The 24967-nt window shown below is 59.9% G+C and carries 24 protein-coding genes and 1 pseudogene; 20 read left to right on the top strand and 5 right to left on the bottom strand.

Annotated features, from left to right (window positions below; translation table 11 throughout):
- Positions 1–135 precede the first annotated feature (135 nt).
- The 7 genes from OC445_RS13875 to OC445_RS13845 all read left to right on the top strand — a co-directional run bounded on the left by OC445_RS13875 (position 136) and on the right by OC445_RS13845 (position 9040).
- The gene (locus tag OC445_RS13875; RefSeq protein ID WP_034127415.1) at positions 136–1092 is read left to right on the top strand and encodes an ABC transporter substrate-binding protein; all 957 of its coding nucleotides are present in this window, start codon (positions 136–138) and stop codon (positions 1090–1092) included.
- A 22-nt stretch (positions 1093–1114) separates the two neighbouring features.
- A complete protein-coding gene (locus tag OC445_RS13870; RefSeq protein WP_054898485.1) occupies positions 1115–2446 on the top strand; it encodes an LLM class flavin-dependent oxidoreductase in 1332 nt (443 codons plus the stop codon).
- Positions 2447–2547: 101 nt separating this feature from the next.
- Positions 2548–3387, top strand: coding sequence for a helix-turn-helix transcriptional regulator (locus tag OC445_RS13865; RefSeq protein ID WP_054898486.1), 840 nt, complete (start codon positions 2548–2550; stop codon positions 3385–3387).
- 36 nt (positions 3388–3423) lie between these two features.
- Positions 3424–4806 carry an aspartate aminotransferase family protein gene (locus tag OC445_RS13860; protein ID WP_054898487.1) on the top strand — a complete coding sequence of 461 codons (1383 nt, stop codon included), beginning with the start codon at positions 3424–3426 and terminating at the stop codon, positions 4804–4806.
- 146 nt (positions 4807–4952) lie between these two features.
- Complete coding sequence (locus tag OC445_RS13855; RefSeq protein WP_198791755.1) at positions 4953–6332, top strand: APC family permease; 1380 nt, start codon at positions 4953–4955, stop codon at positions 6330–6332.
- A 153-nt stretch (positions 6333–6485) separates the two neighbouring features.
- Complete coding sequence (locus OC445_RS13850; protein WP_198791756.1) at positions 6486–7976, top strand: aldehyde dehydrogenase; 1491 nt, start codon at positions 6486–6488, stop codon at positions 7974–7976.
- Between the two features lie 131 nt (positions 7977–8107).
- Positions 8108–9040, top strand: a complete 933-nt coding sequence (locus OC445_RS13845) for a cupin (RefSeq protein ID WP_198791757.1) — start codon at positions 8108–8110, stop codon at positions 9038–9040.
- A 1-nt stretch (position 9041) separates the two neighbouring features.
- Here OC445_RS13845 and OC445_RS13840 read toward each other — a convergent pair whose 3' ends face one another.
- The 3 genes from OC445_RS13840 to OC445_RS13830 form a co-directional block, all read right to left on the bottom strand.
- Positions 9042–9947 carry a LysR family transcriptional regulator gene (locus tag OC445_RS13840; RefSeq protein ID WP_089041678.1) on the bottom strand — a complete coding sequence of 302 codons (906 nt, stop codon included), beginning with the start codon at positions 9945–9947 and terminating at the stop codon, positions 9042–9044.
- Between the two features lie 117 nt (positions 9948–10064).
- The gene (locus tag OC445_RS13835; protein WP_014718436.1) at positions 10065–10325 is read right to left on the bottom strand and encodes a metallothionein; all 261 of its coding nucleotides are present in this window, start codon (positions 10323–10325) and stop codon (positions 10065–10067) included.
- A gap of 56 nt (positions 10326–10381) precedes the next feature.
- Entirely contained in the window at positions 10382–10609 is a 228-nt protein-coding gene (locus OC445_RS13830) for a hypothetical protein (protein WP_198791758.1), read from the bottom strand.
- Between the two features lie 217 nt (positions 10610–10826).
- Between OC445_RS13830 and OC445_RS13825 the strand changes: the two genes are divergently transcribed.
- From OC445_RS13825 to OC445_RS13775, 11 genes and pseudogenes are all read left to right on the top strand, one after another.
- Positions 10827–12554: a hydrogenase maturation protein gene (locus tag OC445_RS13825; RefSeq protein ID WP_181124340.1), complete on the top strand. Its 1728-nt coding sequence runs from the start codon at positions 10827–10829 to the stop codon at positions 12552–12554.
- Positions 12555–12697: 143 nt separating this feature from the next.
- Positions 12698–13324: a dTMP kinase gene (locus tag OC445_RS13820; RefSeq protein WP_198791759.1), complete on the top strand. Its 627-nt coding sequence runs from the start codon at positions 12698–12700 to the stop codon at positions 13322–13324.
- Between the two features lie 10 nt (positions 13325–13334).
- Entirely contained in the window at positions 13335–14114 is a 780-nt protein-coding gene (locus OC445_RS13815; RefSeq protein WP_140915263.1) for a hypothetical protein, read from the top strand.
- A 6-nt stretch (positions 14115–14120) separates the two neighbouring features.
- Positions 14121–14714 (top strand): hypothetical protein, encoded by a 594-nt coding sequence (locus tag OC445_RS13810; RefSeq protein ID WP_072446665.1) that lies wholly within the window; start codon positions 14121–14123, stop codon positions 14712–14714.
- A gap of 112 nt (positions 14715–14826) precedes the next feature.
- On the top strand, positions 14827–15075 hold the full coding sequence (locus OC445_RS13805) for a CsbD family protein (RefSeq protein ID WP_014718439.1): 249 nt from the start codon (positions 14827–14829) through the stop codon (positions 15073–15075).
- A 490-nt stretch (positions 15076–15565) separates the two neighbouring features.
- Positions 15566–16933: an epoxide hydrolase family protein gene (locus OC445_RS13800; protein ID WP_089041682.1), complete on the top strand. Its 1368-nt coding sequence runs from the start codon at positions 15566–15568 to the stop codon at positions 16931–16933.
- Positions 16934–16995: 62 nt separating this feature from the next.
- Positions 16996–18069, top strand: a complete 1074-nt coding sequence (locus OC445_RS13795) for an alpha/beta fold hydrolase (RefSeq protein ID WP_054898501.1) — start codon at positions 16996–16998, stop codon at positions 18067–18069.
- Positions 18070–18093: 24 nt separating this feature from the next.
- Positions 18094–18603, top strand: coding sequence for a cytochrome P460 family protein (locus tag OC445_RS13790; protein WP_072446660.1), 510 nt, complete (start codon positions 18094–18096; stop codon positions 18601–18603).
- A gap of 25 nt (positions 18604–18628) precedes the next feature.
- Positions 18629–19405 (top strand): alpha/beta fold hydrolase, encoded by a 777-nt coding sequence (locus OC445_RS13785; protein ID WP_054898503.1) that lies wholly within the window; start codon positions 18629–18631, stop codon positions 19403–19405.
- A gap of 12 nt (positions 19406–19417) precedes the next feature.
- A pseudogene (locus OC445_RS13780) lies at positions 19418–19495 on the top strand (creatininase family protein); the annotation flags it as partial.
- A 100-nt stretch (positions 19496–19595) separates the two neighbouring features.
- Positions 19596–21014: an aldehyde dehydrogenase family protein gene (locus OC445_RS13775; protein ID WP_089041683.1), complete on the top strand. Its 1419-nt coding sequence runs from the start codon at positions 19596–19598 to the stop codon at positions 21012–21014.
- Positions 21015–21113: 99 nt separating this feature from the next.
- On the opposite strand, the gene OC445_RS13770 is transcribed toward OC445_RS13775, so the two are convergent.
- Together OC445_RS13770 and OC445_RS13765 are read right to left on the bottom strand one after the other, a co-directional pair.
- A complete protein-coding gene (locus OC445_RS13770) occupies positions 21114–22325 on the bottom strand; it encodes a cytochrome c biogenesis protein DipZ (protein ID WP_089041684.1) in 1212 nt (403 codons plus the stop codon).
- A 30-nt stretch (positions 22326–22355) separates the two neighbouring features.
- Positions 22356–22616, bottom strand: a complete 261-nt coding sequence (locus OC445_RS13765; protein ID WP_014718446.1) for a DUF2790 domain-containing protein — start codon at positions 22614–22616, stop codon at positions 22356–22358.
- A gap of 304 nt (positions 22617–22920) precedes the next feature.
- Between OC445_RS13765 and OC445_RS13760 the strand changes: the two genes are divergently transcribed.
- Both OC445_RS13760 and OC445_RS13755 read left to right on the top strand, forming a co-directional pair.
- Complete coding sequence (locus tag OC445_RS13760; protein WP_054918946.1) at positions 22921–23661, top strand: response regulator; 741 nt, start codon at positions 22921–22923, stop codon at positions 23659–23661.
- Positions 23658–24965 carry a sensor histidine kinase gene (locus tag OC445_RS13755; RefSeq protein ID WP_054918947.1) on the top strand — a complete coding sequence of 436 codons (1308 nt, stop codon included), beginning with the start codon at positions 23658–23660 and terminating at the stop codon, positions 24963–24965. Before OC445_RS13760 ends, OC445_RS13755 begins: the two co-directional genes overlap by 4 nt.
- Positions 24966–24967 lie beyond the last annotated feature (2 nt).

Here is a 24967-nt window from a genome sequence, read left to right as displayed (position 1 = left end):
GCTCTTTGTCAGGAGCATGGGGCCGCTACGCTGCCCAGCGGGAGCAAGCTCCCTCGCCACAGATAAAAGCTTTTTAAAACCGAGACCGTGCGTGCGGATCGATTTGAATGCCCCACAAGGCATCTGGAGACGAACGTGCGTTACCTCAAAACCCTGGCGGCCGGGTTGGCCGCCTCTTTGCTGTGCCTGACGGCGCAGGCCCAAACCCTGGTGGTCGGCGACCAGAGCTACAACGCTCAGGCCGTGATGGAAGCGGCGGGGGTGCTCGATGACCTGCCTTACACGCTGGACTGGAAGCAGTTCACGGCCGGGTCGCCGGTGGCCGAAGCGCTCAACGTCGGCAGCCTGGACCTGGGCCTGCTCGGGGATGCCCCGGTGTTGTTCCTGGGCGCCTTGGGTGCACCGATCAAGGTGATTGCCGTCAGCCGGCAAAATCTCGACGGCGTAGCCATCCTGGTAAAAAAAGACTCGTCGATCCACAGCCTGGCCGATCTGGCAGGCAAGCGCGCTGCGATCTGGAAAGGTTCCTGGAGCCAGCAACTGTTGCTGACCGCACTGGACAAGGCCGGGGTTGCGCGGGATTCGCTGCAATGGCGCTACCTCAGCGCCCTGGATGCCTCCCACGCGCTGGAAGGCGGTGCAGTTGACGTGATCGCCACCTGGGAACCCTACGTCACGCAACAGGAACGCCAAGGTGCGCGGGTGCTGGCAACCGCTGAAGACTTGATCCCGGCCCAGAGTTTCATTGCCGCCAACGCCAGTGCTGTCGAGGCCAAGCGTGAACCCATCAGCGACTTCCTCCAGCGCCTGAAAAAAGCCCGCGACTGGGCCCGCCAAAGCCCGGCCAACGCCAACGCGTATGCCGATGCCTGGGCCAAGCGCACCCGCGCTGATGCCGACATCGCTCGCGTCTGGTTTGCCCGCGCACGCACCACCGTCGAGCCGCTGACGCCTCAGGCGCCCATCGAGGCGCAAAAGACCGTGGACTTTTTTGCCGGCCTGGGCCTGGTCAAGTCTTACTCGGCCGCCACGTTGTTCGACCCTTCATTTGCAGCCGCCTTGCAGCCCGCCGTCGCCACCACCCAGCCCTGACCGCTTGAAGGACTACTGCGCAATGACTAAAAGACAGCTCAAACTGGGCGCCCTGACCATGGGCTGCGGTGGGCCGGGCCGCCATAACCTGTGGCTTGATCCGCAGTTGCCGGCCGATGCCAGCGTCAACGTCGATTGGTACATCGAGATAGCGCGCCAGGCCGAGGCGGCGCTGTTCGACCTGCTGTTCATCGTCGACAGCCAGTTCATCACCGAAGGCTCGCCTTCCCATTACCTCAATCGCCTGGAGCCGCTGACCTTGCTGTCGGCACTGGCCGTGAGCACGCGGCATATCGGCCTGGTCGGTACGCTGACTACGTCGTATAACTCGCCCTATAACGTCGCCCGGCGCCTCGCCTCCCTGGACCTGATCAGCAAAGGCCGCGCCGGCTGGAACGTGGTGACCAGTGGCGATGCCGGTACCGCCGGCAATTACAGCCGCGACGAACATTACGACTATGCCACCCGCTACGGGCGTGCCGCCGAACACGTTCAGGTGGTGCAGGGGCTGTGGAATTCTTACGAAGACGATGCGTTTGTGCGCAACCGTGCCACTGGGCAGTTTCTCGACCCGAGCAAGCTGCACAGCCTGAATCACCAGGGCGAACACTTCTCGGTGGTGGGCCCGCTGAATATCCAGCGCTCGCCCCAAGGCCAGCCTGTGATTTTCCAGGCCGGCGACTCGGAGCAAGGCCGCGACCTGGGCGCCGCCACTGCCGATGTGATCTTCACCCACGCGGCCAGTATCGAGCAGGGCCAGAGGTTTTACCGGGATATCAAGGGCAGGGCGGCACAACGGGGGCGCGATCCGGAACAGGTACTGATCATGCCCGGTGCGGAAATTTATGTGGGCGACACCGATGCCCATGCTCGGGAAATCGAGCAGCACTATCATCAGCTCGACCACAGTTTTGCGCTGGCACTCAAGGAGTTCGGGCGCAATTTTGGCTGGCATGATTTCAGCCAGTACGACCTGGATGCGCCGTTCCCGCAAGAGAGCCTGGAGGCCGCGCGCAGCAGTTTTTTCACCGCTGCCAAACGCATCGCCGACCAGGCGCGGGAGCAGGGCTTCAGCCTGCGCCAGGCCGTCGAATTTGGCCGGCAATTGCGCCCAGGCGCGTTCGTGGGCAGCGCGGCCACGGTGGCGCAGAAAATGGCGGATTGGTTCGAGGCACGGGCGGTGGACGGGTTCAATATCTACATCGGGCACCCTGGGCAATTTGATCGCTTTACTCAGGAGGTCATCCCTTTGCTGCAAGAGCGCGGTGTTTATCGCACGGCCTACGAGGGCTCGACCTTGCGCGAAAGCCTGGGCTTGGCGATTCCGAGGTTCCAGCGCACCCCCTCACCCTAAGGGGTGATTTCGATGACTTTGCGGGTGTGGGACTATCACTTCAGTCCCCGGCGCCAGTGATCTGGTGTCGCACCCAACCGTTATGACGGCGAGTCTTCGAAGTGGATAATGATCGACTGTCTTCAGCCCAGTGGTTCGAACAGATAGCCAGGGTGACCGAGAGCATCGGGCACGCGGGGTTTGCCGCCACGTTGTTCGATGCCCTGGGGTGTATCCGCCCCATTCAGGCCACGACCTTGTACCTGTACCCCCACGACGGCATGCCCAGCGCATTGTTCGAACTGGACGGGCCATGGCTGCCCCAGGGCAATGTGCGCCAGTACCTCTCCGGTTTTTACTTGCTCGACCCGTTCTACGGCGCCTGCGTGGAGGGCGCCACTTCCGGCTGCTACGACCTCGCCGATGTGGCCCCCGACCACTTTGAGCACAGCGAGTACTACCAGTCGTTTTACCGGCATTCGCACCTGGAGGATGAGCTCAACTACATCCTGCAGGCGAGCAACGGCTTGAGCCTGGCGGTGTCGCTGGCCTTTACGCAGAAGCTCGACGCGGACACCACCGAGCATTTCAAGCGCATAGCACCATGGGTATTGGCAGTGCTGGGCAAGCACTTCGTCGGCCTGGAGACTCAGGGCGCGCGTTTCGAAAGCCTGTTGGAACAGCGTATTCACTCGGCACTCAACAACTTCGGCTCCTCGCTGCTCACCGAACGCGAATGCCGGATCACCCAGTTGATCCTGCGCGGCCACTCCACACGTTCGCTGGCCGAGCGCCTCGGGGTCTCCGAAGACACCATCAAGTCCCACCGCAAGCACATCTACAGCAAGCTCGACATCGGCACGCAATCGGAACTGTTTTCCCTGTTTATCGACTCGTTGGCCGAGGCCCAGGGCGGGCTGAGCAAAGACCCCCTCGAACGCTACATGAGCAAAGGCCGTTGACCGGCTGCATGACTACCCACAACAAGAGAAAAAGCCATGAACCTACCCTTTGAACCGCAACGCCAGACCCAGGACTACCAGGCCTCGGACGCGGCCCACCATATCCATGCCTTTGTGGATCAAAAGGCGCTGAATGCCGAAGGCCCGCGCGTAATGGTCCGCGGTGAGGGCCTGTACCTGTGGGACAGCGAGGGTAAGCGTTACCTGGACGGGATGTCGGGCCTGTGGTGCACGCAGCTGGGTTATGGGCGCAAGGACCTGACGGCTGCGGCTGCTGCGCAGATGGATCAGTTGGCGTACTACAACATGTTCTTTCACACCACCCATCCGGCGGTGATCGAGCTGTCCGAGTTGCTGTTCAGCCTGTTGCCAGGGCACTACAGCCATGTGATCTACACCAACTCCGGTTCCGAAGCCAATGAGGTGCTGATCCGCACCGTACGCCGCTACTGGCAAGTGCTCGGCAAGCCGCAGAAGAAGATCATGATCGGTCGCTGGAACGGCTATCACGGCTCCACCCTGGCGGCGTCTGCCCTGGGCGGCATGAAATTCATGCATGAAATGGGCGGCTTGATCCCGGACGTCGCGCACATTGACGAGCCTTATTGGTACGCCCAGGGTGGTGACTTGACCCCGGCCGAGTTCGGGCGGCGCTGCGCCCTGCAACTGGAAGAAAAGATTCTGGAGTTGGGCGCGCAAAACGTCGCCGGTTTTATCGCTGAACCTTTCCAGGGCGCCGGCGGCATGATTTTTCCGCCAGAAAGCTATTGGCCAGAGATCCAGCGTATCTGTCGCCAATACGATGTGCTGCTGTGCGCTGATGAAGTGATTGGCGGTTTCGGTCGTACAGGTGAGTGGTTTGCCCATCAGTATTTCGGCTTCGAACCCGACACGTTGTCGATCGCCAAGGGCCTGACCTCAGGTTACCTGCCCATGGGCGGTTTGGTATTGAGCAAGCGCATGGCCGAAGCCCTGGTAGAGCGGGGCGGGGTGTTTGCTCATGGACTGACGTATTCCGGGCACCCGGTTGCGGCGGCGGTGGCCCTGGCCAACCTCAAGGCCTTGCGTGACGAAGGGATCGTGCGCCAGGTAAAGGACGACACCGGGCCGTATTTGCACAAGCTCCTGCACGAAGTCTTTGGCAACCACCCGCTGATCGGCGAGATCCAGGGCACCGGCCTGCTGGCAGCCTTGCAGTTTGTCGAGGACAAAGGCACGCGCAAACGCTTTGCCAATGAAAACGACCTGGCCTGGCAATGCCGCACTTTTGGCTTTGAAGAAGGCGTGATCATTCGCTCGACCCTGGGCCGCATGATCATGGCGCCGGCCCTGGTAGCCAGCCGCGCGGAGCTCGATGAACTGGTCGACAAGACCCGCATTGCGGTGGACCGCACCGCACGGATCGCGGGAAAACTGTGAAGGGCTGAGCCCCCGCATGCCGCTTCGGTTGAACAGGGTGGGCGGCCCATAGCGGCCTGCCCACCGCTCCCAATGGATGACTCATCAAAGGTGTCGATTTGATCGAACGCCGCGGCGCCCTGCATTCCACTTTCCAGGAGTCAGCAATGAATACAATAACAAACGTAGCCGATACTCCCGTCCATCAAACCCCAACCCAACCAACCTCATCGCGCCGCTTTCGACAACCCCTGGGCCTTGTCGGGCTTGTACTGTTCGGGCTGGCGTATATGGTGCCGCTGGCGGTGTTCACCACCTACGGTCTGGTGACCCAAATGACCAAGGGGCACCTGCCCACCGCCTACCTGTTGACCCTGGCTGCCATGCTGCTGACGGCCTACAGCTATGGGTGCATGGTCAAGGCGCACCCGTATTCGGGCTCGGTCTACACCTATACGCGCAAGGCGTTTGGCGCCTCCTTCGGCTTTATCGCCGGCTGGACCTTGCTGCTGGACTACATCTTCCTGCCGCTGCTCAGCTATTTGCTGATCGGCATCTACTTGTCCGAATACTTTCCTACCGTGCCCACCGCGGTATGGGTATTGGGCTCCATTGCCCTGGTGACGGCGCTGAATCTGGTGGGTATCGAGTCGATTACCCGGGTCAATTGGGTGCTGATCGTGGCCCAACTGGTGTTCATCGTGGTGTTCGTGGGGTTGTCGATCCACAACCTCAGCGGGCAAGCCGAGCCGGTGTCGCTGCTCAAGCCGTTTCACCATGAAGGTTTCAGCGTGCCGCTGATCATGACCGGCGCGGCGGTGCTGTGCTTGTCGTTCCTGGGGTTTGATGCCGTGTCGACCATGGCTGAGGAGACACCTGACCCGCGTCGTACCATTCCGCAGGCGATCATGGCGGTGTCGCTGATCGGTGGGTTGCTGTTTTTGGTGGTGTCGTATTGCGCCCAGATGGTCTTCCCGGAATGGAATAGTTTTGCCGATCCCGACTCGGCTTCGGTCGATGTGATGCGCCGGGTCGGCGGCGAGCTACTGGTGAGTGCGTTTACCGCCACCTATGTGGCGGGCTGTTTCGCCTCCGCGATGGTCTCCCAGGCCAGCGTGTCCCGCGTGCTGTTCGCAATGGGCCGCGACGGCGCGTTGCCCAGGGTATTCGGCAAGCTGGTGACGAAAAAACGCGTGCCGGCCAACGCGATCATGCTGGTCAGCCTGTTTTCGCTGATTGCCCTGTTCATCAGCCTGGACACCGTGGCCAACATGATCAGCTTTGGCGCGCTGTTCGCGTTTTCGGCGGTGAACCTGGCCGTGATCAAGCATTACCTGGGCGACCAGAAGCTGCGCGGTACACGCAACTATCTGCTGTACGCCGCCCTGCCGGGCCTGGGGTTTCTCAGCACGCTGTGGTTGTGGACGAGCCTGTCCGGCCTGTCGTTCACCATCGGCCTGTGCTGGATGGCCCTGGGGCTGGTGTGTTTGTTCTGCGTCACGCGTGGGTTCCGGGTACGCATGCCGGAACTGCAAATGGCCGAATGAACAGGCCCCACCTCGGTTCATCCGTAGGAGCGAGCTTGCTCGCGAAAAACGTCAACGATAACGCGTTCTTCCTGGATGAACGCGGCGCCCTTGAGTTTTTCGCGAGCAAGCTCGCTCCTACAAAAGCCTTACGGCCCAATTCAGGAGTACAGCATGTTCAACCTCGACTATTGGCAGCAACGCGCTGCCCGTCAAACCTTCATCAGCACCGCCCTGATCGACGGCCAGCCCGTAGGTGCACTCTCCGGGGCGACCTTCGACACCATCAACCCGGCGACCAACCGCTTGCTTGCGCAGGTCGCCGCCTGCGGTGCAGCGGAGGTCGACCTGGCAGTACGCTCTGCGCGCCGTGCCTTTAACGACGGCCCGTGGCGACGCATGCCTCCGGGCGAACGCAAAAAAGTCCTGATCAAACTCGCCGACCTGTTGATGACCCACCGCGAAGAACTCGCACTGCTGGACTCCCTGAACATGGGCAAGCCGGTAATGGACGCCTATAACGTCGACGTACCCGGCGCGGCCCATGTTTTCGCCTGGTACGGTGAAGCCCTGGACAAGCTCTATGATCAGGTCGCGCCGACTGCCCACAACGCGTTGGCGACCATCACCCGCGAAGCATTGGGCGTGATTGCAGCGGTGGTGCCGTGGAATTTTCCGCTGGACATGGCCGCCTGGAAATTGGCACCCGCCTTGGCGGCAGGCAATAGCGTGGTACTCAAGCCCGCTGAGCAATCGCCGTTTTCCGCCCTGCGCCTGGCCCAACTGGCGCTCGAGGCGGGCGTCCCCGAGGGCGTGCTGAACGTGGTGCCAGGCATGGGCGAGGGCGCCGGCAAGGCACTGGGGTTGCACCCGGACGTCGATTGCCTGGTATTTACCGGTTCGACCCAAGTGGGCAAGTACTTCATGCAGTACTCCGCGCAGTCCAACCTCAAGCAGGTGTGGCTGGAGTGTGGAGGCAAGAGCCCGAACCTGGTGTTTGCAGACTGTCAGGACCTGGACCTGGCGGCGGAGAAGGCGGCCTTCGGGATTTTCTTTAACCAGGGCGAGGTGTGTTCGGCCAATTCGCGCCTCTACGTGCAACGCTGCATCCACGACGAGTTCATCGAGCGCCTGATCGATAAATCCCACGCCTGGATGCCCGGCAACCCACTGAACCCTGCCAGCGCCGCCGGTGCAATTGTCGACAGCGGGCAAACCGCACGCATCATGCAAGCCATCGGGCAGGCTCGCGCAGAAGGCGCCACGCTGTTGACCGGTGGCCAACAGTTGAACATCGAGGGTTGTTCAAACTTCATCCAGCCGACGATATTCGCCAACGTCACCGCTGATATGCGCCTGTCCCGTGAGGAGGTGTTTGGCCCCGTGCTGGCGGTGAGTGCCTTCGATACCGAAGAACAGGCGATACAGCAAGCCAACGACAGCGTCTACGGCCTGGCGGCATCGGTGTGGAGTGATGACCTGAACCGTGCGCATCGCGTGGCGCGTGCCCTGAATGCCGGCACCGTGTCGGTCAACACCATTGACGCCCTGGATGTGACCGTGCCGTTTGGCGGCGGCAAACAGTCGGGGTTCGGGCGCGATTTGTCGCTGCATTCGTTTGATAAGTACACCCAGTTGAAAACCACCTGGTTCCAATTGCGTTAACTGCCCCGTTTCGCATAACTGCTGTGCCGTTACAGGCATTCATCCGCCAGTGGGCAATGCCTATAGTCCACTTAGCCCGTGCAGCGCTTCAACCGTGCTGCGCGATCCAGCCCAAGACTGAGGTGAGCCTGATGAACCGTGAATTCGACCCCGCACTGACGGATATCAACCAAGTGGACGCCGAGTACTTCGAGTACAGCAAGGCGGCGAATCCCATCAGTGCCAACCTGATTTCCCGCATTCCCTACCACAGCTTTCCGGCCTCGCTGTATGACAATGGCCCCTCCCGCGTGGTACCGCTGGACCTCAGCGACGCCTTGGGCTGCGAAGGCCCTGCGACAGGCCCCGGGCTATGCGCGAACTTCATGCGCCTTAACCGTGGCGACACGCTGACCCTGCAACCCAACGCCACTTCCCAGGTGTTCTACGTGATTGCCGGGGAGGGCAGCGTGGTTCAGGGGGAGTATGAGATTCAATGGTCCAAGGGCTGCTTTATCGCCCTGCCGGGATTACAGCAAGCGCACTTCAGTGCCCGCGAGGATGCACGTCTTTACTATGTGCACGATGAGCCGTTGCTGCGTTACCTGGGGGTGACACCCCGCGCCGATCGCTTTGCGCCGACCCTGTACCCAGCAGCACTGGCCAACGCGAAGTTGCGTGAAGCGGCCGATGATCCCAGGGCACAGGACCGCAGCCGCATCAGCATCCTGCTGGGCAACCGTCACTTCCCGCAGACGCGCACGGTGACCCACGTGCTGTGGGCCATGTACGGGATTCTGCCGGCGGGATCGGTGCAGAAACCCCATCGGCATCAGTCGATTGCACTGGACTTCATTATTGATTGCCCCAAGGGCTGTTATTCATTGGTGGGCACCGAGCTGGACGCGGATGGGCAAATTCGTAACCCGCAGCGGGTCGACTGGTCTCCCGGCCTGGCGTTTGTCACGCCACCGGGTTACTGGCATGCGCATTTTAATGAATCGGATAGCGAGGCGTTCCTGATCCCGATTCAGGATGCGGGGCTGCAAACCTACCTGCGTGCGCTGGGTATCCGCTTCAGTTGAGTCACTTCCAGTCCGGTGTTTCGCCCAGTCGTTCAACGATAAAGTCGATAAAACACCGGACCTTGGACGATACGATGCGCTTGGGCGGGTACACAAACCACACCGCAAACGCCCGCTCCACGCCCTGGATATGCCATTCGGGCAGCCACACTGCCAAGTCGCCGGCCTCGATACTTCTTGCCACCAGCCAGTCGGGCAGCAGCGCAAAGCCCAGGCCTTGGCGCACGGCGATGAGTTGCGCGTCCAGGTCATTGATTCGAATAACGCCGTCATGCTGCAACGGGAACGCGCGGCCGGCGGATACAAAACTGATATCGCCGGTGGTAGCCGTGCCCAGCACCGCAGGCAAACCGGCCAGGTCGGTGGGCGTGGAAGGAGGAGGGTGCTGCATGCCAAACGCCGGGCTGACCACCAAGCGGTAGTGGCCGTCGCTGAGCTTGCGTGCCTTGAGGGTCGAATCGGCCAGCTCGCCAATGCGTATGGCTAAGTCGACGCCGGCATGAATCAAATTGACCTGGGTGTTATCCAGCACCAGTTCCACGCTGATCTGCGGGTAGCGCACCAGAAAGTCATTCAACGCCGGCAGGATGTGATGCCGAGCAAACGCCGGCGGCAGGTTGAGTTTCAACACGCCCCGGGGATGCTGGTTCAGCGCAGACGTGGCGGCTTTGGCGTGTTCCAGTTCATCCAATACCCTGCGTGCGTGTATCAGGAAGGTCTGACCGCCTTCGGTCAGATGCAGCGTGCGTGTGGAGCGGTTGAACAGCGCGATGCCCAGGTCCTGCTCAAGGTCCTTCACATAGCGTGAAACCGTTGAGGCCTTGATCCCCAAGCGCTCGGCGGCACGCGAGAAATTGTTGCCTTCGGCGGCTTCGATGAAGGCGGTGAGCGCGGTGAAATAGTCCAAGGGCAGCCTCAGGGCAGGGCGGTGAGACGTGCAGGTTGTTGAGTTTTGCCGGGGGCTGTCAACTGCTAGACCCTAGAGCCACGATGCAGCCCCCGTTTTCCTAATGGGTCTGAATGATCAAGGCGATATGGGATCGCTTGCAGGAAAGGTTTCTTCGATCGCCTCGTCGAGCTGGCTATCGCTGACGGAGCGGTCTCGCACCTTCACATTCGACTCGCAATGGCAATCGGCACTGGGGCACGCTTGACCCTGTGGGTGCAAGTCGGCGCATGCCTGGCTGCAGTAGGCTTTGCCGTTGCGCTGGTGACGCGTGTCATGGGTCACCTGGCAGGTGCAACCTGGGCAGGCGCAGGGCAAACCTTGAGTTGTCGGGTTCATAGGTCCTCCGAATATTCAGTGATTGATAAACGGGCAGCGGTGTTCTGATACGTAAATCAGGACTGCTGGTAATGCCCTGGGATGTCATGGCCTTCATCGGCCGGCTTGTTGCGCTTTTGCACCTGGACGTCGCTCAATTTCGCGTCCTTGAGCTCTGCGAAGCGCTGCCTGAGCAGGGACTCGGCCCATTGCGGGTCCAGCGTGTCGGCATCGTGCTCAAGCGTGCGGCTTTGTGGCTGGTTGTCGAGGATGAAACTGATGAGGTAATGCGGTTTCTCGAACATGAACGTGGCTCCGTTACGGTTAACAAGGCGTACCCGAGCAGGGCATGTTCATTTGATGAGTAGGTTGCGCGGTGATTCAGAAAAAATAAGCCGCTTTCATCTATTGATCTCGATCAGGTGGGGAGGCTGGCTCGCTCTATAACCTTGGGCGCTTATCGATGGCCAGGGACGGCTCAACGGGCTGCTCTGGTCGCACATTCTCAAGGAAGAGTCAGCCATGCGATCACTGAAGATCCTGTTGTTATCATCGGCATTCAACGGTTTAACCCAACGGGCCTGGCTGGATCTGCGCCAGGCGGGTCACGACCCCAGCGTTGTGGTGTTCACCGATCAAGCCACGGTATGCCAGCAGGTCGAGGCGTCTGGCGCCGACCTAGTGATCTGCCCATTTTTGAAGGACCGTGTGCCGCATCAACTGTGGAGCCATCCGCAGCGCCCGGTGGTGATCATCCATCCAGGCATCGTTGGTGACCGCGGTGCCAGTGCGCTGGATTGGGCTATCACCCAGCAGGCTCGCCGTTGGGGCGTCACCGCCTTGCAAGCGGTGGAAGAAATGGATGCAGGACCGATATGGTCCACCTGTGAGTTCGACATGCCCGACCAGGTGCGCAAATCCGAGCTGTACAACGGCCTGGTGAGCGACGCCGCGATGGTTTGCATTCGTGACGTCGTGGCGAAATTCGCCAAGGGATTCGTCCCCACACCGCTCGATTACACCCAACCCGGCGTCATCGGGCGCTTGCAGCCGACCATGACCCAGGCCGACCGCACCTTCAGTTGGTTCGATTGCGCAGGCTTTATCAAACGCAGCATCGACGCTGCCGATGGCCAACCCGGCGTGTTGGCCAGCCTGTTGGGCGGGCAATATTACCTCTACGACGCGCACTTGGACGCCCGCCAGGGCACTCCCGGAGAAATCCTTGCGGTACAGGACGACGCTGTGCTGGTGGCGGCCGGAGATCACAGCCTGTGGATCGGCTCGCTCAAACCCAAAGGCCCGGAGACCTTCAAGCTGCCGGCACGGCACGTACTGGCGCAAAGGCTGGCCGGCGTTCCGGTGCTGGACAGCTCAATAGCCCGCCAGGCGTTCAACGAGCGGGTCTATCAACCCATTCGCTACCAAGAGTTCGGCCACATCGGCGAACTGACGTTCGAGTTCTACAACGGCGCCATGAGCACCGAACAATGCCAGCGGCTGGTCGCTGCGTTGCGCTGGGCCAAGGCGCGAGATACCCAAGTGTTGCTGATCAAGGGCGGGCGCGGCAGTTTTTCCAATGGGGTGCACCTTAACGTCATCCAGGCCGCCGAAGTGCCGGGGCTGGAAGCCTGGGCCAACATTCAAGCCATCGACGATGTGTGCCTGGAGCTGCTCACCGCCAGGCAACTGGTGATCAGCGGCCTGACCGGCAGTGCAGGCGCAGGCGGCGTGATGCTGGCGCTGGCCGCCGACATTGTATTGGCTCGCGAAGGTGTGGTGCTCAACCCGCACTACAAAACCATGGGGCTCTACGGCTCCGAATACTGGACCTACAGCCTGCCACGGGCGGTGGGCAGCGAAATCGCGCATAAGCTCACCGAAGAATGCCTGCCCATCAGCGCCATCCAGGCCCAGCAGTACGGCATGGTTCAGGGCATCGGGCCCCGCTGTCTGCAGGCATTCGGCCTGTGGCTTTTGCAAGAGGCTGACCGTGCGTTGACCGATGATAAGTACCTTCACGCACGCACGCGAAAAGCCATGCTGGATACTCAGCAAGTTGAACGCTGTCGCGAGCAGGAGCTGGCACAGATGCGACTCGACATGGTGGAAAACCGCCAGCAGTTTGCCGAGAAATGCCGCAACTTCGTGTTTAAACGCAAAGCCTGCCAGACCCCGCAGCGGTTGATTGCGCCATGGGCGTTGAGGTATGAGGCTGGTGTGCCGGAAAGCCGGATGCTGAATGACTGACTGTCGACGCGGGGAGGGCACGTCGGCCAGTCCAGCCTCGCATTGGGCAATAGGGTTGCCCATAATGGAGGCCAACTCGCCCAACCGCACAGACCCCGAGGCTCCATGGAACGGCACAACCTGAACGATGATGCAGCGCCCGTATGACTCGTGCGCTGTTTATTTCGATGGATGGCCCCAAAGGCACCGGTAAAACCACGCTGTTGGAGGCCGTTACGACAGCGTTGAGGGCCGACAACCTAAAGGTCGTGCGACTGTGCGAGCGCAAGAGCGATCCCTGTCGAGCGCAAACGATGGCTCTGGTTAACACGTTCGCCCGAGATCCCAGCCGGGATCTGGAACTTGAGGTGTGTGAGCGCTTTGCCGACAGCCGCAGCTGGATTACTCAAAACGTACTGGCCGCGCAGCCACCTGACAGCATCATCCTGATGGATCGCTGGTACCCGTCTGATGCCGCGTTTCGTCGGTTGATACCCTTTGCAGACATTCTTGAGCTGAACATTAATCGGCAGGTGCAAGTGCCGGACCTGCACGTGGGGGTTGTCACCGCGGCGCAAATATCCTGGGCGCGGGCGGCAGCACGACGGCGGGGTTTGAGCAGTACGGTGATGTCTAAGCTGGAGGAGCAAGTTGCGTGTACCGAGGCGTTTGAGCGAGCGGCTGTGGAGCAGGGGTGGGTAACGTGTCGCAATGAAGGGACGATTGAAGAGGCGGTGAGGCGGGTGGTTTTGCAGATATATAAGGTCCTTCATCCCAAGCATCAGGAGTAACGGAGTGCCGTTGAACCAGCAAGATCAGGATGATGTTGGTCATCAGAACAAACGTCACCGAACGAAGAAACTCTATGAAAACGTCGTGATAGGAAACTTCCTGTACGGTCTCGGGTTCGCCGTGCGGTCATGTCTAGACGCAAACACCTCGATCCCAAGCGTGGTCAACCTGCTACAGCAGACGCCTGCAGACAAAGAGCTGGCTGACGTACTGCTGAGTTTTCCAGGTGTCGTGCGCTTGATCGAATTCAAGATGAAGGGCGCCAGCCTGAAAAAAGAACGGCTGCGACATCGTTTACTCATGGCCGCCCTGACAGGTGAGAATCAGGTATTGGTCGAAACGTCCAGAAGCCTGCACTGGTATGTGGAGGTGGGCGCCAATGACACCGACACGCCTCTGGTTTCGCGAGCCGTGCCTTATCTGGACGCCTTCGACGAAGAACACTTGGCGTTGTCCGCGGGAAGCCTTGAACGACTCGTGGAGCAAACCGCGCGCGAAGCTGTTCGCGGCCTGGACCCGATGATGCGCGAGCGTTCACAGATATACCTGCGATTTTTACGCAATATTCAAGCTGACGACCCGGTGGGCGCAGGTGGCGTGCTTCTGGTCATGGGCGCAGGTGGAGCAATGCATTTTGTTCAGCTGCGAGACGTCTGTGATTTGAGTATGCCGCACAGGCAATGGCTTGAGCTGGAAATGAGCGGTCCCCAGCTGGAGCTATCTGTGCCTGCATTGGAGCTAAGCATGAAGCGTCCCAAACACCGCGACGGCCCCGAATATGGAAGGTAATGACCCATGGACGAACACGTGAACGAGAATGACCTCAGCCTGCGGGCCATGGCCGTTGCTGCCAAGGGCATCATGAGCGCAGCGGAAAATGACAGAAAAGCCGCTGAGCAGGCGATTGCGCGCCTTGGCTATCTGGAAAAACGTGTTGAGCAGAGCCTGCAACAGATTCCGACGATACTGGGCGCTTCAGCGGCGCAGATCGCAGATTCAGTGGCTTCAAAGGCGGCCGAGCAGTTGGTTGGCAGGTTCAGACAGGCCGATGCCGCGGCGCTTGATGCGGCGCAAAAGTACCAGGCCGCCAGTGACAGCCTTAAGCGTCGATTCTGGCTCAGCATCTTCGCCATTCATCTAGGTGTGGTATTGCCTCTGGCGTTGCTGTTTTTCTTTGCGGTCCCCAGCACCGATGAGATTGCGCAAAGGCAACGAGAGTTAGCGGTGCTTGAGCAAAACATAGAAGCGTTGAAACGCCAGGGTGGTGAAGCTGCCATTATTGACTGCGAGGGACGCCCGTGCGTGCGCACGCGAGAGGTCCCGGGCGAAAATCCCTATCACGATGCCGCTACAGGGAAGAAGACTTATCGGTTGATCTGGACCAAGTGAGCTTCATCAACTTTGAACTAATCACTAAGCCTGTCCACCTAACGCTTTGCACGTTGCCTCAAGCCCGGGGTTTTCCTGGGTTACCCAATCACACACGAAGGTTTGGTTAATCATGAAGAGCGAACAGGTAGAAGGCGTTGTAGAAAAGGTTGCTGGCAAAGCGCAGAGCGCAGTCGGGAAGCTTTTTGGTGATTCGAAGTTGGAAGCTGAGGGCGCTGGACGCCAGGCTGCGGGTCAACTGACGCAAACCTATGGTGACGCACTGGACAGCGTTTCTACATTCGTCAAGGAAAAACCGGTTGCTGCACTGGCAATCGGGGCTGTTGCTCTACTGGTGCTGAAAAGATTGCTTGGTCGCTGAACAGCAGTAGCTTCAATAAGATTGCTGGCACGGTAGAGACGATGGTGAACGCTAACCAGAATCAGGGGCAAATTTCTGGAGTTTCTTGCAGGCGTGGAAGGGCGTGAAGTGGAGCGGGGTATCTGCCTGTTCCTTGGGTAGCCAAGTCATGCTGCCTAGCAATCGACGCGGTCTCTATGCCCTTTGCCGAGCTTGATGGGCTGAAAAGCCCTTATGTTTTCCAGGTCCCAGAAAAGCCAATGCCCCGACAAGTCGGGGCATTGGCTTTTTTATGAGCGAGTGGTCGGTTTGTATCGTTTTGTATCTGCGCTTTGGATAGATACACAGCGATTCCTTTAAGTCGGTTGATGACACATACGGGATACCTACGGGGCTTTAAATGAACCCATCGAGAAGGCGCAAACCTTCTCCAATGGATGACTCATTTAACTCGCGGCTATCTCTGCGCGTTTCGCGACGTTGTCGACCAATGACTTATAGGAAATTCAAAATGCCTGCAGCTACGTTCGGTTTCACCTGGCGCCATTGTATGGCTTCTTCCGTGAGAATGGGCGCTTTGGGATTGGCCCTGATAGCCGGCAGCGGTGGTGCCTGGGCTGCTGGCCCGGCCGCCGATGCGTCAGTTGCCAGCTCGGCCTCGACCAGTCCCGAATCGATTAGACCTTATCGAATTCACGTCGATGAAGCGCAATTGACCGATCTGAAAAAGCGTATTGCAGCGACCCGCTGGCCGGACAAAGAGACCGTCAATGACGTTTCCCAAGGCGTGCAGTTGGCCCAGGTCCAGGCGCTGGTGAAGTATTGGGGCAGCGGCTATGACTGGCGCAAGGCCGAAGCGAAGCTCAATGCGCTGCCTGAATTCATCACGACTATCGACGGCGTGGATATTCAATTCATCCATGTTCGCTCGCCAAACCCCAACGCGATGCCGCTGCTTCTGACACACGGATGGCCTGGCTCACAGTTTGAGTTCCTGAAGACGATCGGCCCTCTGACGGATCCCGTTGCTTACGGCGGTAAGGTTGAAGATTCGTTCGACGTGATCATTCCATCGATTCCGGGACACGGTTTTTCCGGTAAGCCAACTGAATTGGGCTGGGGGCCGGATCGGGTCGCGAAGGCTTGGGATGTGCTCATCAAGCGTCTGGGTTATACCCACTATGTTTCCCAGGGCGGAGATCACGGTTCGGTCATATCGGATGCATTGGGCCGCCTGAGTCCGCCGGGGCTGTTGGGCATTCACTTGAACATGCCGGCCACCATCCCGCCCGAATTGGTCAAGCCGATCAATAGTGGTGACCCGGCCCCTGTCGGGCTCACAGAGCCTGAACGCAAGGCGTTTGATTCCTTGAGCACCTTCTTCGGCCGCAATGCAGCATACGGCGCGATGATGGTTACGCGCCCGCAGACTATCGGTTACCTGCTGGCCGATTCGCCTACCGGAACTGCCGCGTGGATGTACGAAAAAATCGCCGCGTGGACGGACAGTGATGGCCAGCCTGAACGGGTATTGACCCGTGACGAGATGCTGGACGATATCAGCCTGTACTGGCTGACGAACGCAGGCGCATCGTCATCGCGTTTCTACTGGGAAAACAACAACAACAATTTCAGCGCTGCCGCGCAGAACACAGCAAGCATCAAGGTGCCGGTGGCGATCACGGTCTTCCCGCACGAGATCTATCAGGCGCCAAAAAGCTGGGCGCAACGCGCTTACCCATCACTTTCCTATTACAGCGAGGTTAACAAGGGCGGCCACTTCGCTTCCTGGGAGCAACCTCAATTGTTCAGCGAAGAGTTGCGGGAGGCCTTCAGGCCGCTGCGCGCCAAGCTGAGCGCAACGAAGACAGCCCAGTAGCTCACACGCAACCCAGCCAACACACCGGGCCGCTATTCGGCGGCTCGCTACGGAGAAATACCATGGAGATGACCTTGCTGAACAATCAAAATAAATCCAGCCGCCTGCGGGGTCTTGCCCCATCGCTGTTGGCAGCAGCGGTGCTGCAATTCGCGGCGGTGGCTGTCGGTTTTTCCCAAGCCAGCGCGGCTGATGTACCCGCGTCCACCATTGGGGCTATCACCCCGGGAGCTCACACCTCTCTCGGTGCACTTAAGCATGTGAAGGCGGGGCTGCTGAACGTTTCTTACGCGGAACTCGGTCCAGCCGATGGTCCTGTGGTCATTTTGTTGCACGGCTGGCCCTACGATATCAACGCATACGCTGATGTCGCTCCTGCTTTGGCGGGCAAGGGATATCGAGTGTTGATCCCTTCTGCGCGTGGTTATGGCGATACGCATTTTCTCTCGGCCAAGACTGCTCGCAATGGTCAACCTGCTGCGCTGGCGACCGACCTGATCGACTTCATGGACGCGCTGAAGATCAAGACGGCGGTGCTGGGTGGGTTTGACTGGGGCGCCCGCACTGCGGATATCGTTGCGGCACTGTGGCCGGAAAGAGTGAAAGCCCTGGTCGCTGTGAGCGGTTACCTGATAGGCAGCCAAGAGGCAGGCAAGGCGCCATTGCCGCCAGCCGCCGAACTGCAGTGGTGGTACCAGTTCTACTTCGCGACCGAGCGTGGGCGCCTGGGCTACGAGAAAAACACCCATGACTTCGCCAAGCTCATCTGGAAGCTGGCGTCGCCACAGTGGAATTTCGACGACGCCACTTATGAGCGCAGCGCGGCGTCCTTGCAAAACCCTGATCACGTGGCCGTGTCGATTTTCAACTATCGCTGGCGCCTGGGGTTGGTCAAGGGCGAGGCCAGATACGACGCGCTGGAGAAGAAACTCGCGGCATTTCCATCCATCAGCGTGCCCACCATCACCCTGGAAGGTGATGCGAACGGCGCACCGCATCCACCTGCCGAAGCGTACGCCAAGCGCTTCACTGGCAAGTATGAGTACCGATTGATCACCGGTGGAGTAGGCCACAACTTGCCGCAGGAAGCGCCGAAAGCCTTCGCCCAGGCGGTGATCGACGCCGATCATCTTTGAAAACCGGCGGAGAGGATGGCGAGAATGAAGCTGAAATTTCTGGCCGCGATGTCGGCTGCCATTGCAATCGCAGCGTTGACCGCTACCGGTGTTGCCTCGGGCGACGCCAGTAAGGGCGACGCCTCGCCGATCTATGGCGTGAAATTGCCTGAAAACTACCGCCTATGGCCGCTGATTGCGCCCGCGCAGGAAGCGGCCCCCTTGAACGAACTGCGAGCCGTGCTGGGCAATGACTTGGCCATCAAGGCTTATCAGGATTCAACGCTGCCATTCCCTGATGGCACGGTGCTGGTAAAGCTGGCCTGGAAACATGTGCAGTCCCCGGAATTCGAGCCGGCGTCCATCCCGGGGCCGGCCACCACCGTGCAGGTGATGGTGAAGGACTCGAAAAGATATGCAGCAACCGGTGGCTGGGGATTCGGGCGGTTTATCAACGGTAAACCGGCCGATGAAGCCCAACACGAAACCTGCTTCGCCTGTCACCAGGCGCGAGTGCGTAATCACGACTTTGTCTTCACGCGCTTCGCTCCCTGATTTCCCGTTAAACCCGGAGTCAACAATGAAAAAAGTATTAACCGCACTGGCCGTCGCCGTCAGCCTGAGCATGGCGACACACGCCTGGTCGCAAACTGAAAAACCCACGATTGTGCTCGTACATGGCGCCTTTGCCGATGCGTCGAGTTGGAATGGCGTCGTGAAGATTCTCGAGAAGGACGGTTACCCGGTGGTTGCCGCTGCCAACCCATTGCGCGGTGTAAAGAGCGATGGTTCGGCAATCTCGGCATTGCTGACGAGCATTCATTCGCCGGTGGTGTTGGTCGGCCACTCCTATGGCGGCAACGTTATCAGTGATGCGGCCAACGATCATGCAAACGTCAAAGCCCTGGTTTACGTCAGTGCGTTTGCACCTGAGGCCGGGGAAACCGTCGCCGGGCTGGCCGGCAAATTCCCGGGCAGCACGCTGGGTCCAACGCTGGCTGCGCCTGTACCGTTGGCCGATGGGGGCAAGGACTTGTACATCCAGCAGGATAAATTTCACAACCAGTTCGCCGCTGACGTCCCCGCGAAAGAGGCGGCATTGATGGCCGCCACCCAACGCCCGGTAACGGAAGCGGCGCTCAACGAAGCATCCGGCAGCCCTGCCTGGAAGCATATTCCGTCCTGGTACATCTACGGCGACAAGGACAAGAACATTCCCCCGCAAGCCATGGCATTCATGGCCAAGCGCGCCGCTGCCAAAGTCGTGGAAGTGGTCAAGGGCGCTTCACATGTGGTGATGGTTTCGAACCCGGAACCGGTTGCCCGCCTCATCGAAAAAGCCGCCACGGCGAAATGACACGCCAAGGGCGAAGCGGCGTTTTCAGCGCTCTACGCCGAGGCGAGTTTTGCACGTCGCCCGGCGGGTTTCGTTTTGAACTTGTGCAACGCTGAAACGCGGGAGAGAGGGGTATTCGACGCGGCCAACGCCTGGGCATACCGGGCGTTGTGCTTATCGCGGGCAACCGCAATCAATCAGGTACGCCACGATGTGGAAGATCAACCACAGTTACATTGACGGAGCATTCGTTCCCGTTCATGGCAATGAAACGGTGCAATGCATCAATCCGGCTACCGAGGCGGTCATCGGTACGCTCACTCTGGCTGATCGTGAAGATGCCAGGCGCGCGGTCGCGGCGGCTTCGCATGCTCAAGTCGCGATGGGCCGCACCTCCAAGGCCGAGCGTATCGACATGCTCGAGCAGTTGCAGGCTGCCGTGCTGGCGAGCACGAATGAAATTCGCGATACCGCCATCGAAGAGTACGGTGCGCCGTTTGCCCGTGCGCAATGGGTCAGTCGCTACGCTTCACAGTCATTTACCAATGCGGCGCAGGTGTTGAAACACTTCGACCTGAGTCGTTCGGTCGGTGACGCTACCGTGGTGATGGAGCCGGTCGGAGTCGCGGCGCTGTTTGCCCCCTGGAACAGCACCGCCGGGACGATATGCAGCAAACTGGCATCGGCCATCGCGGCGGGTTGTGCCTCGGTCATCAAACCGAGCGAGTTGAGCCCCTTGCAAACCACCGTTCTCGCCCAAGCGCTGCATCGCGCAGAGTTGCCCAACGGGGTTTTCAATATTCTGTTGGGACGCGGCAGTGATGTGGGTGACGAAATCAGCGCCAGCCCACTCATCGCGAAAATTTCATTCACCGGGTCCACCGCCACCGGAAAGCTCATTGCACGTGCCGGAATCGAGACCATGAAGCGAGTGAGCCTGTCGCTCACGGGGAAGTCGGCCTCTATCATCCTGGATGACGCCGATCTCGACATCGCCATTCCCCTGGCTCTGAATGCTGCGTTCATGAACAACGGTCAGGCATGTGTCGCTGGCACACGTCTGCTGGTGCCACGCTCGCACGCCGAGGACATTATCGAGCGCGTGAAAAGCCTGGTTGAAGCGATGGTCGTCGGCGATCCGCAGGATCCGGCCACTGCTCTCGGGCCGCTGGTCAATCGCGCCCAATTCGACCGCGTACAAGCTTTCATCCGCCGCGGGCAGGCGCAAGGCGCGACGTTGATTATCGGCGGGGAGGGCAGACCGACCGGCTTGGACAAGGGCTATTTCGTCAGGCCTACGGTCTTTGCCGACGTCAGCAATGACATGGACATCGCGCAAGAGGAGATTTTCGGCCCGGTGCTATCGATCATTGCGTATGACTCGCAAGAACAGGCGATCGCTATTGCCAATGCCAGTCTCTACGGTTTGCAGGCTTATGTATTTTCCCGGCAACCGGAGCGTGCCCAACGCCTGGCGACCCAGTTGCAGGCCGGCTCGGTGTTGATCAACAGAATTTCGCCAGAGCTGCTGGCGCCGTTCGGCGGGGTAAAGCAGTCCGGTGTCGGCCGGGAGTTTGGAGTCTTTGGGCTGGAAGCATTTCTTGAGGCCAAAAGCATCGTGTCAGATTAGCCTGGGGTTGGCGGGAGAGGGTGGTCGCGCAACCCAGGCCGCAGGAGAAAAAGCTAATGGCCCACAGCACGTTGCCTGTGGGCCATGGGTTTTCAAGGGTTACGCGGCTGGAGCTTTCGCCTCCTGCAGCAGTTGCTGAATCATCTTTTCCTGCGTCTCGTAGCGACCTTCTCCGAAGTGGGTGAAACGCACTTGCCCTTTGGCGTCGATCAGGTAGTGCGCGGGCCAGTACTGGTTATCGAAGTTGCGCCAGATCGCGTAGTTGTTATCGATGGCTACCGGGTAAGTGATGCCGAGCTTTTTCACCTCATCCCTGACATTGCTGATGATGCGTTCAAAACCGTATTCCGGGGTGTGGACGCCGATTACCACCAAGTCATCCTTCTCGTACTTCTGCGCCCAGTCCCTCACGTACGGCAGGGTGTGCTGGCAATTGATGCAGTCGTAAGTCCAGAAATCGACGAGCACTACTTTGCCTCTGAGCGATTCACTGGTCAGCGCGGGCGAATTGAGCCATTCCACCGCGCCGGACAGCGACGGCATCGGGCCTTGGGCGTTGTCGAGGGTGGGTTCGGCCTTGGCCTTGCTTACCAGGTATTCGACGACTTTGGGGACGCTTTGCAGCACGCCTTTTTCCAGCACGCTGACGCCTTCGGACGACGCCCCGGCCAACAGCGTCTTGTCGGCACCGGTAGAAATCATCAGCGCTGCGGCCAGGACCGCAAAACCGGTGACGCGCCGCAGCCAACCAGTGACCGGAATCGAGGCCTTCAGGCGATTGACTAAACCGCGTCCGGCGAAAATCAGCGTACCCAACGACAGTGCACTGCCCAGGCCGTAGGCCACCAGCAGCAGGCTGGTTTGCGCATTGGCGCCTTGCAGCATGGCGCCGGTAAGGATCACCCCGAGGATCGGCCCGGCGCACGGCGCCCAGAGCAGGCCGGTGGCGACGCCGATCATCAGTGAACCCAGCGGCCCGGACATTTTGCGCGTCTGGGGGTCGAGGCGATTGCCCAGTAACACGAACGGGCTGGCCAGCCAGCCACTGATTCGTGCCGAGATCAGCGACAAGGCAAACAGCGCCATCACCACAAGTGCCACATGACGCCCGGCGTTGTTGGCCTGAATCACCCATTCACTGCTGACCACGGCCAGGCTGGAAATCAGCGCGAAGGTCAGAACCATGCCACCAAGGGTAAGCAGGATCGAGGAGCGTGTGCGGTCGATACCGGCGAACAGAAATGGCACGACCGGCAGGATACAAGGGCTGAGGACGGTCAATAAGCCGCCCAGTAATGCGATGAGGAACATAAGGGTCTCCTGATGAAATGTGGGCAGGGCTCAGTTATCGCTGTGGCATTCGGCAAATTTGCGGTAGTTCAAGATCTCGGTCTTGCCCTGCGAATTCAGGTAGGTCAGCTGGGCATCGACAATGCCGCAGGCAGCCCCGGCATCCTGTGTCAATGCCACCACTTTCTGGATGTCCAGGTGCGTGCCGTAGGTGTAGGTCTGCGGCGTGACGTCGGCTTCGGCGCGGGCCGAGAAGGTGCAGATATTCAGGGCGGCAAACAGGCAAGTGGCATAGAGGGTATTGGTGTTCATGGTCGTTTCCTCAAGGCTTCATGGGTTGGGTCGTTCGGTTGAGCCGAGGCGCTAGGGTTGGCCTCGATGTGGCTCATTAGAAGCCCGCGAGGTATCTCGTCTGTGTCAAAAACAGGCGCGGATAAATCGGTTCGTATCAGGACCCCGTCCCGATACACAGCCATACAAAACCTAGGAAATTGTTGTTTTTGCCTCTGCATGTATCCTTCGCCACAGCAGATACACTGCAATACAAACCGCCGCGGGCGAACGGGCTCAGCCTCTATAGACTGAGCCGCAATTTCCAATGACAGAGGCTTGGCCCATGGAACACGTTGATCACATCCTCATCGTGGACGATGACCGTGAGATTCGAGAGATGGTAGGCAACTACCTGAAGAAGAACGGCCTGCGGACCACCGTGGTTGCCGATGGCCGCCAGATGCGCTCGTTTCTCGAGGCCACGCCGGTAGACCTGATCGTGCTGGACATCATGATGCCCGGCGACGATGGCCTGGTGCTCTGCCGCGACATTCGCGCCGGCAAACACAAGGCCACGCCGGTGCTGATGCTGACCGCCCGCAACGACGAAACCGATCGCATCATCGGCTTGGAAATGGGCGCCGACGATTACCTGGTCAAGCCGTTCGCCGCCCGTGAATTGCTGGCGCGCATCAACGCTGTGCTGCGCCGTACGCGCATGCTGCCGCCCAACCTGGTCGTTACCGAAACCGGAAGGTTGCTGGGGTTCGGGCGCTGGCGCCTGGACACCTCCGCCCGCCATCTGCTTGATGAAGACGGCACCATGGTCGCCCTCAGCGGCGCTGAATATCGCCTGCTGCGGGTGTTCCTCGACCATCCGCAACGGGTACTCAATCGCGACCAGTTGCTCAACCTGACCCAGGGCCGTGACGCCGACCTGTTCGACCGTTCCATTGATCTGCTGGTCAGCCGCCTGCGCCAACGCCTGCTTGACGATGCCCGCGAGCCGGCTTACATCAAAACCGTGCGCAGCGAAGGGTATGTCTTCTCGCTGCCAGTGGAAGTGCTTGGAGCACCGGCATGAAGCCTTCGCTGCATTGGCCTCGTACCCTCATCTCGCGGCTGTCGCTGATCTTTCTGGTCGGGCTGACCCTGGCGCAGGCCTTGTCCTTCGGCGTGCAGTATTACGAGCGTTACGAAACCGCGAAAAACACCATGCTCGGTAACCTGGAAACCGATGTATCGACGTCCATTGCCATCCTTGACCGCTTGCCCGCCGAGGAACGCATGAGTTGGTTGAAACAACTGGATCGACGCAATTACCGCTATTTGCTCGGCGAAGGCTCGCCAGGCGTCGCTCTGCGTGACACGCCGATTGCAGTGACCTCGATCAAGGAGGCCATCGGCAAGGATTACCCGATGACCGTGACAGACATTCCCGGGCCTATCAAACATTTCCAGGTCCATCTGAAACTGGCCGACGGCAGCCCGGTGACCATCGACGTGCGCCCCTCGATGGTGCCGTTGTCGCCGTGGCTGCCGGTGGTTTTGCTGGGCCAGTTGGCCTTGATGATTCTATGCACGTGGCTGGCTGTGCGTATTGCCATACGCCCGCTGACCCGACTGGCCCAGGCCGTGGAAAACCTTGATCCCAACACTCACCCGGTGCATCTGGATGAACAAGGCCCGACCGAAGTCGCACACGCTGCCATCGCCTTTAATGCCATGCAGGCGCGCATTGCGGCCTATCTGAAAGAACGCATGCAACTGCTGGCGGCGATTTCCCACGACCTGCAAACCCCGATCACGCGCATGAAGCTGCGTGCCGAGTTGATGGACGACTGCGGTGACAAAGACAAATTGTGGAATGACCTCGGCGAGATGGAACATCTGGTGCGTGAAGGCGTTGCCTATGCCCGCAGCGTGCATGGCGCCACCGAGGAAAGCCGCCGTACCGATCTTGATTCATTCCTCGACAGCCTCGTGTTCGACTACCAGGACATGGGCAAGGACGTGCAGCTCAGCGGCAAAAGCAACGCAGTGATTCACACGCGGCCCCACGCGCTGCGCCGAGTGCTAGTAAACCTCACGGATAACGCGCTCAAATTCGCCGGTGCAGCGCAACTGCGGGTGGAGCCGAAGGAGGGCGACAGCCTCTCGGTGACCGTGATGGATCGTGGTCCCGGCATTGCCGAAGAGGAGCTGGCCCGTGTGATTGAGCCATTTTACCGCGTGGAAAATTCGCGCAACCGCAGCACCGGCGGCACGGGCCTGGGCCTGGCTATCGCCCAGCAACTGGCACAAGCCCTCGGCGGCACCCTGACCTTGAGAAACCGCGAAGGCGGCGGACTGTGCGCTGAACTGAGATTACCGACGCGCTCATCGTAGGA

Origin of the sequence: Pseudomonas sp. Pse35, assembly GCF_024519715.1 — a bacterium.
GTDB classification, from domain to species: Bacteria; Pseudomonadota; Gammaproteobacteria; order Pseudomonadales; family Pseudomonadaceae; genus Aquipseudomonas; species Aquipseudomonas paracarnis.
Note: the sequence above shows the minus strand (reverse complement) of the source record. Positions and strands in the feature narration are given on the sequence as shown.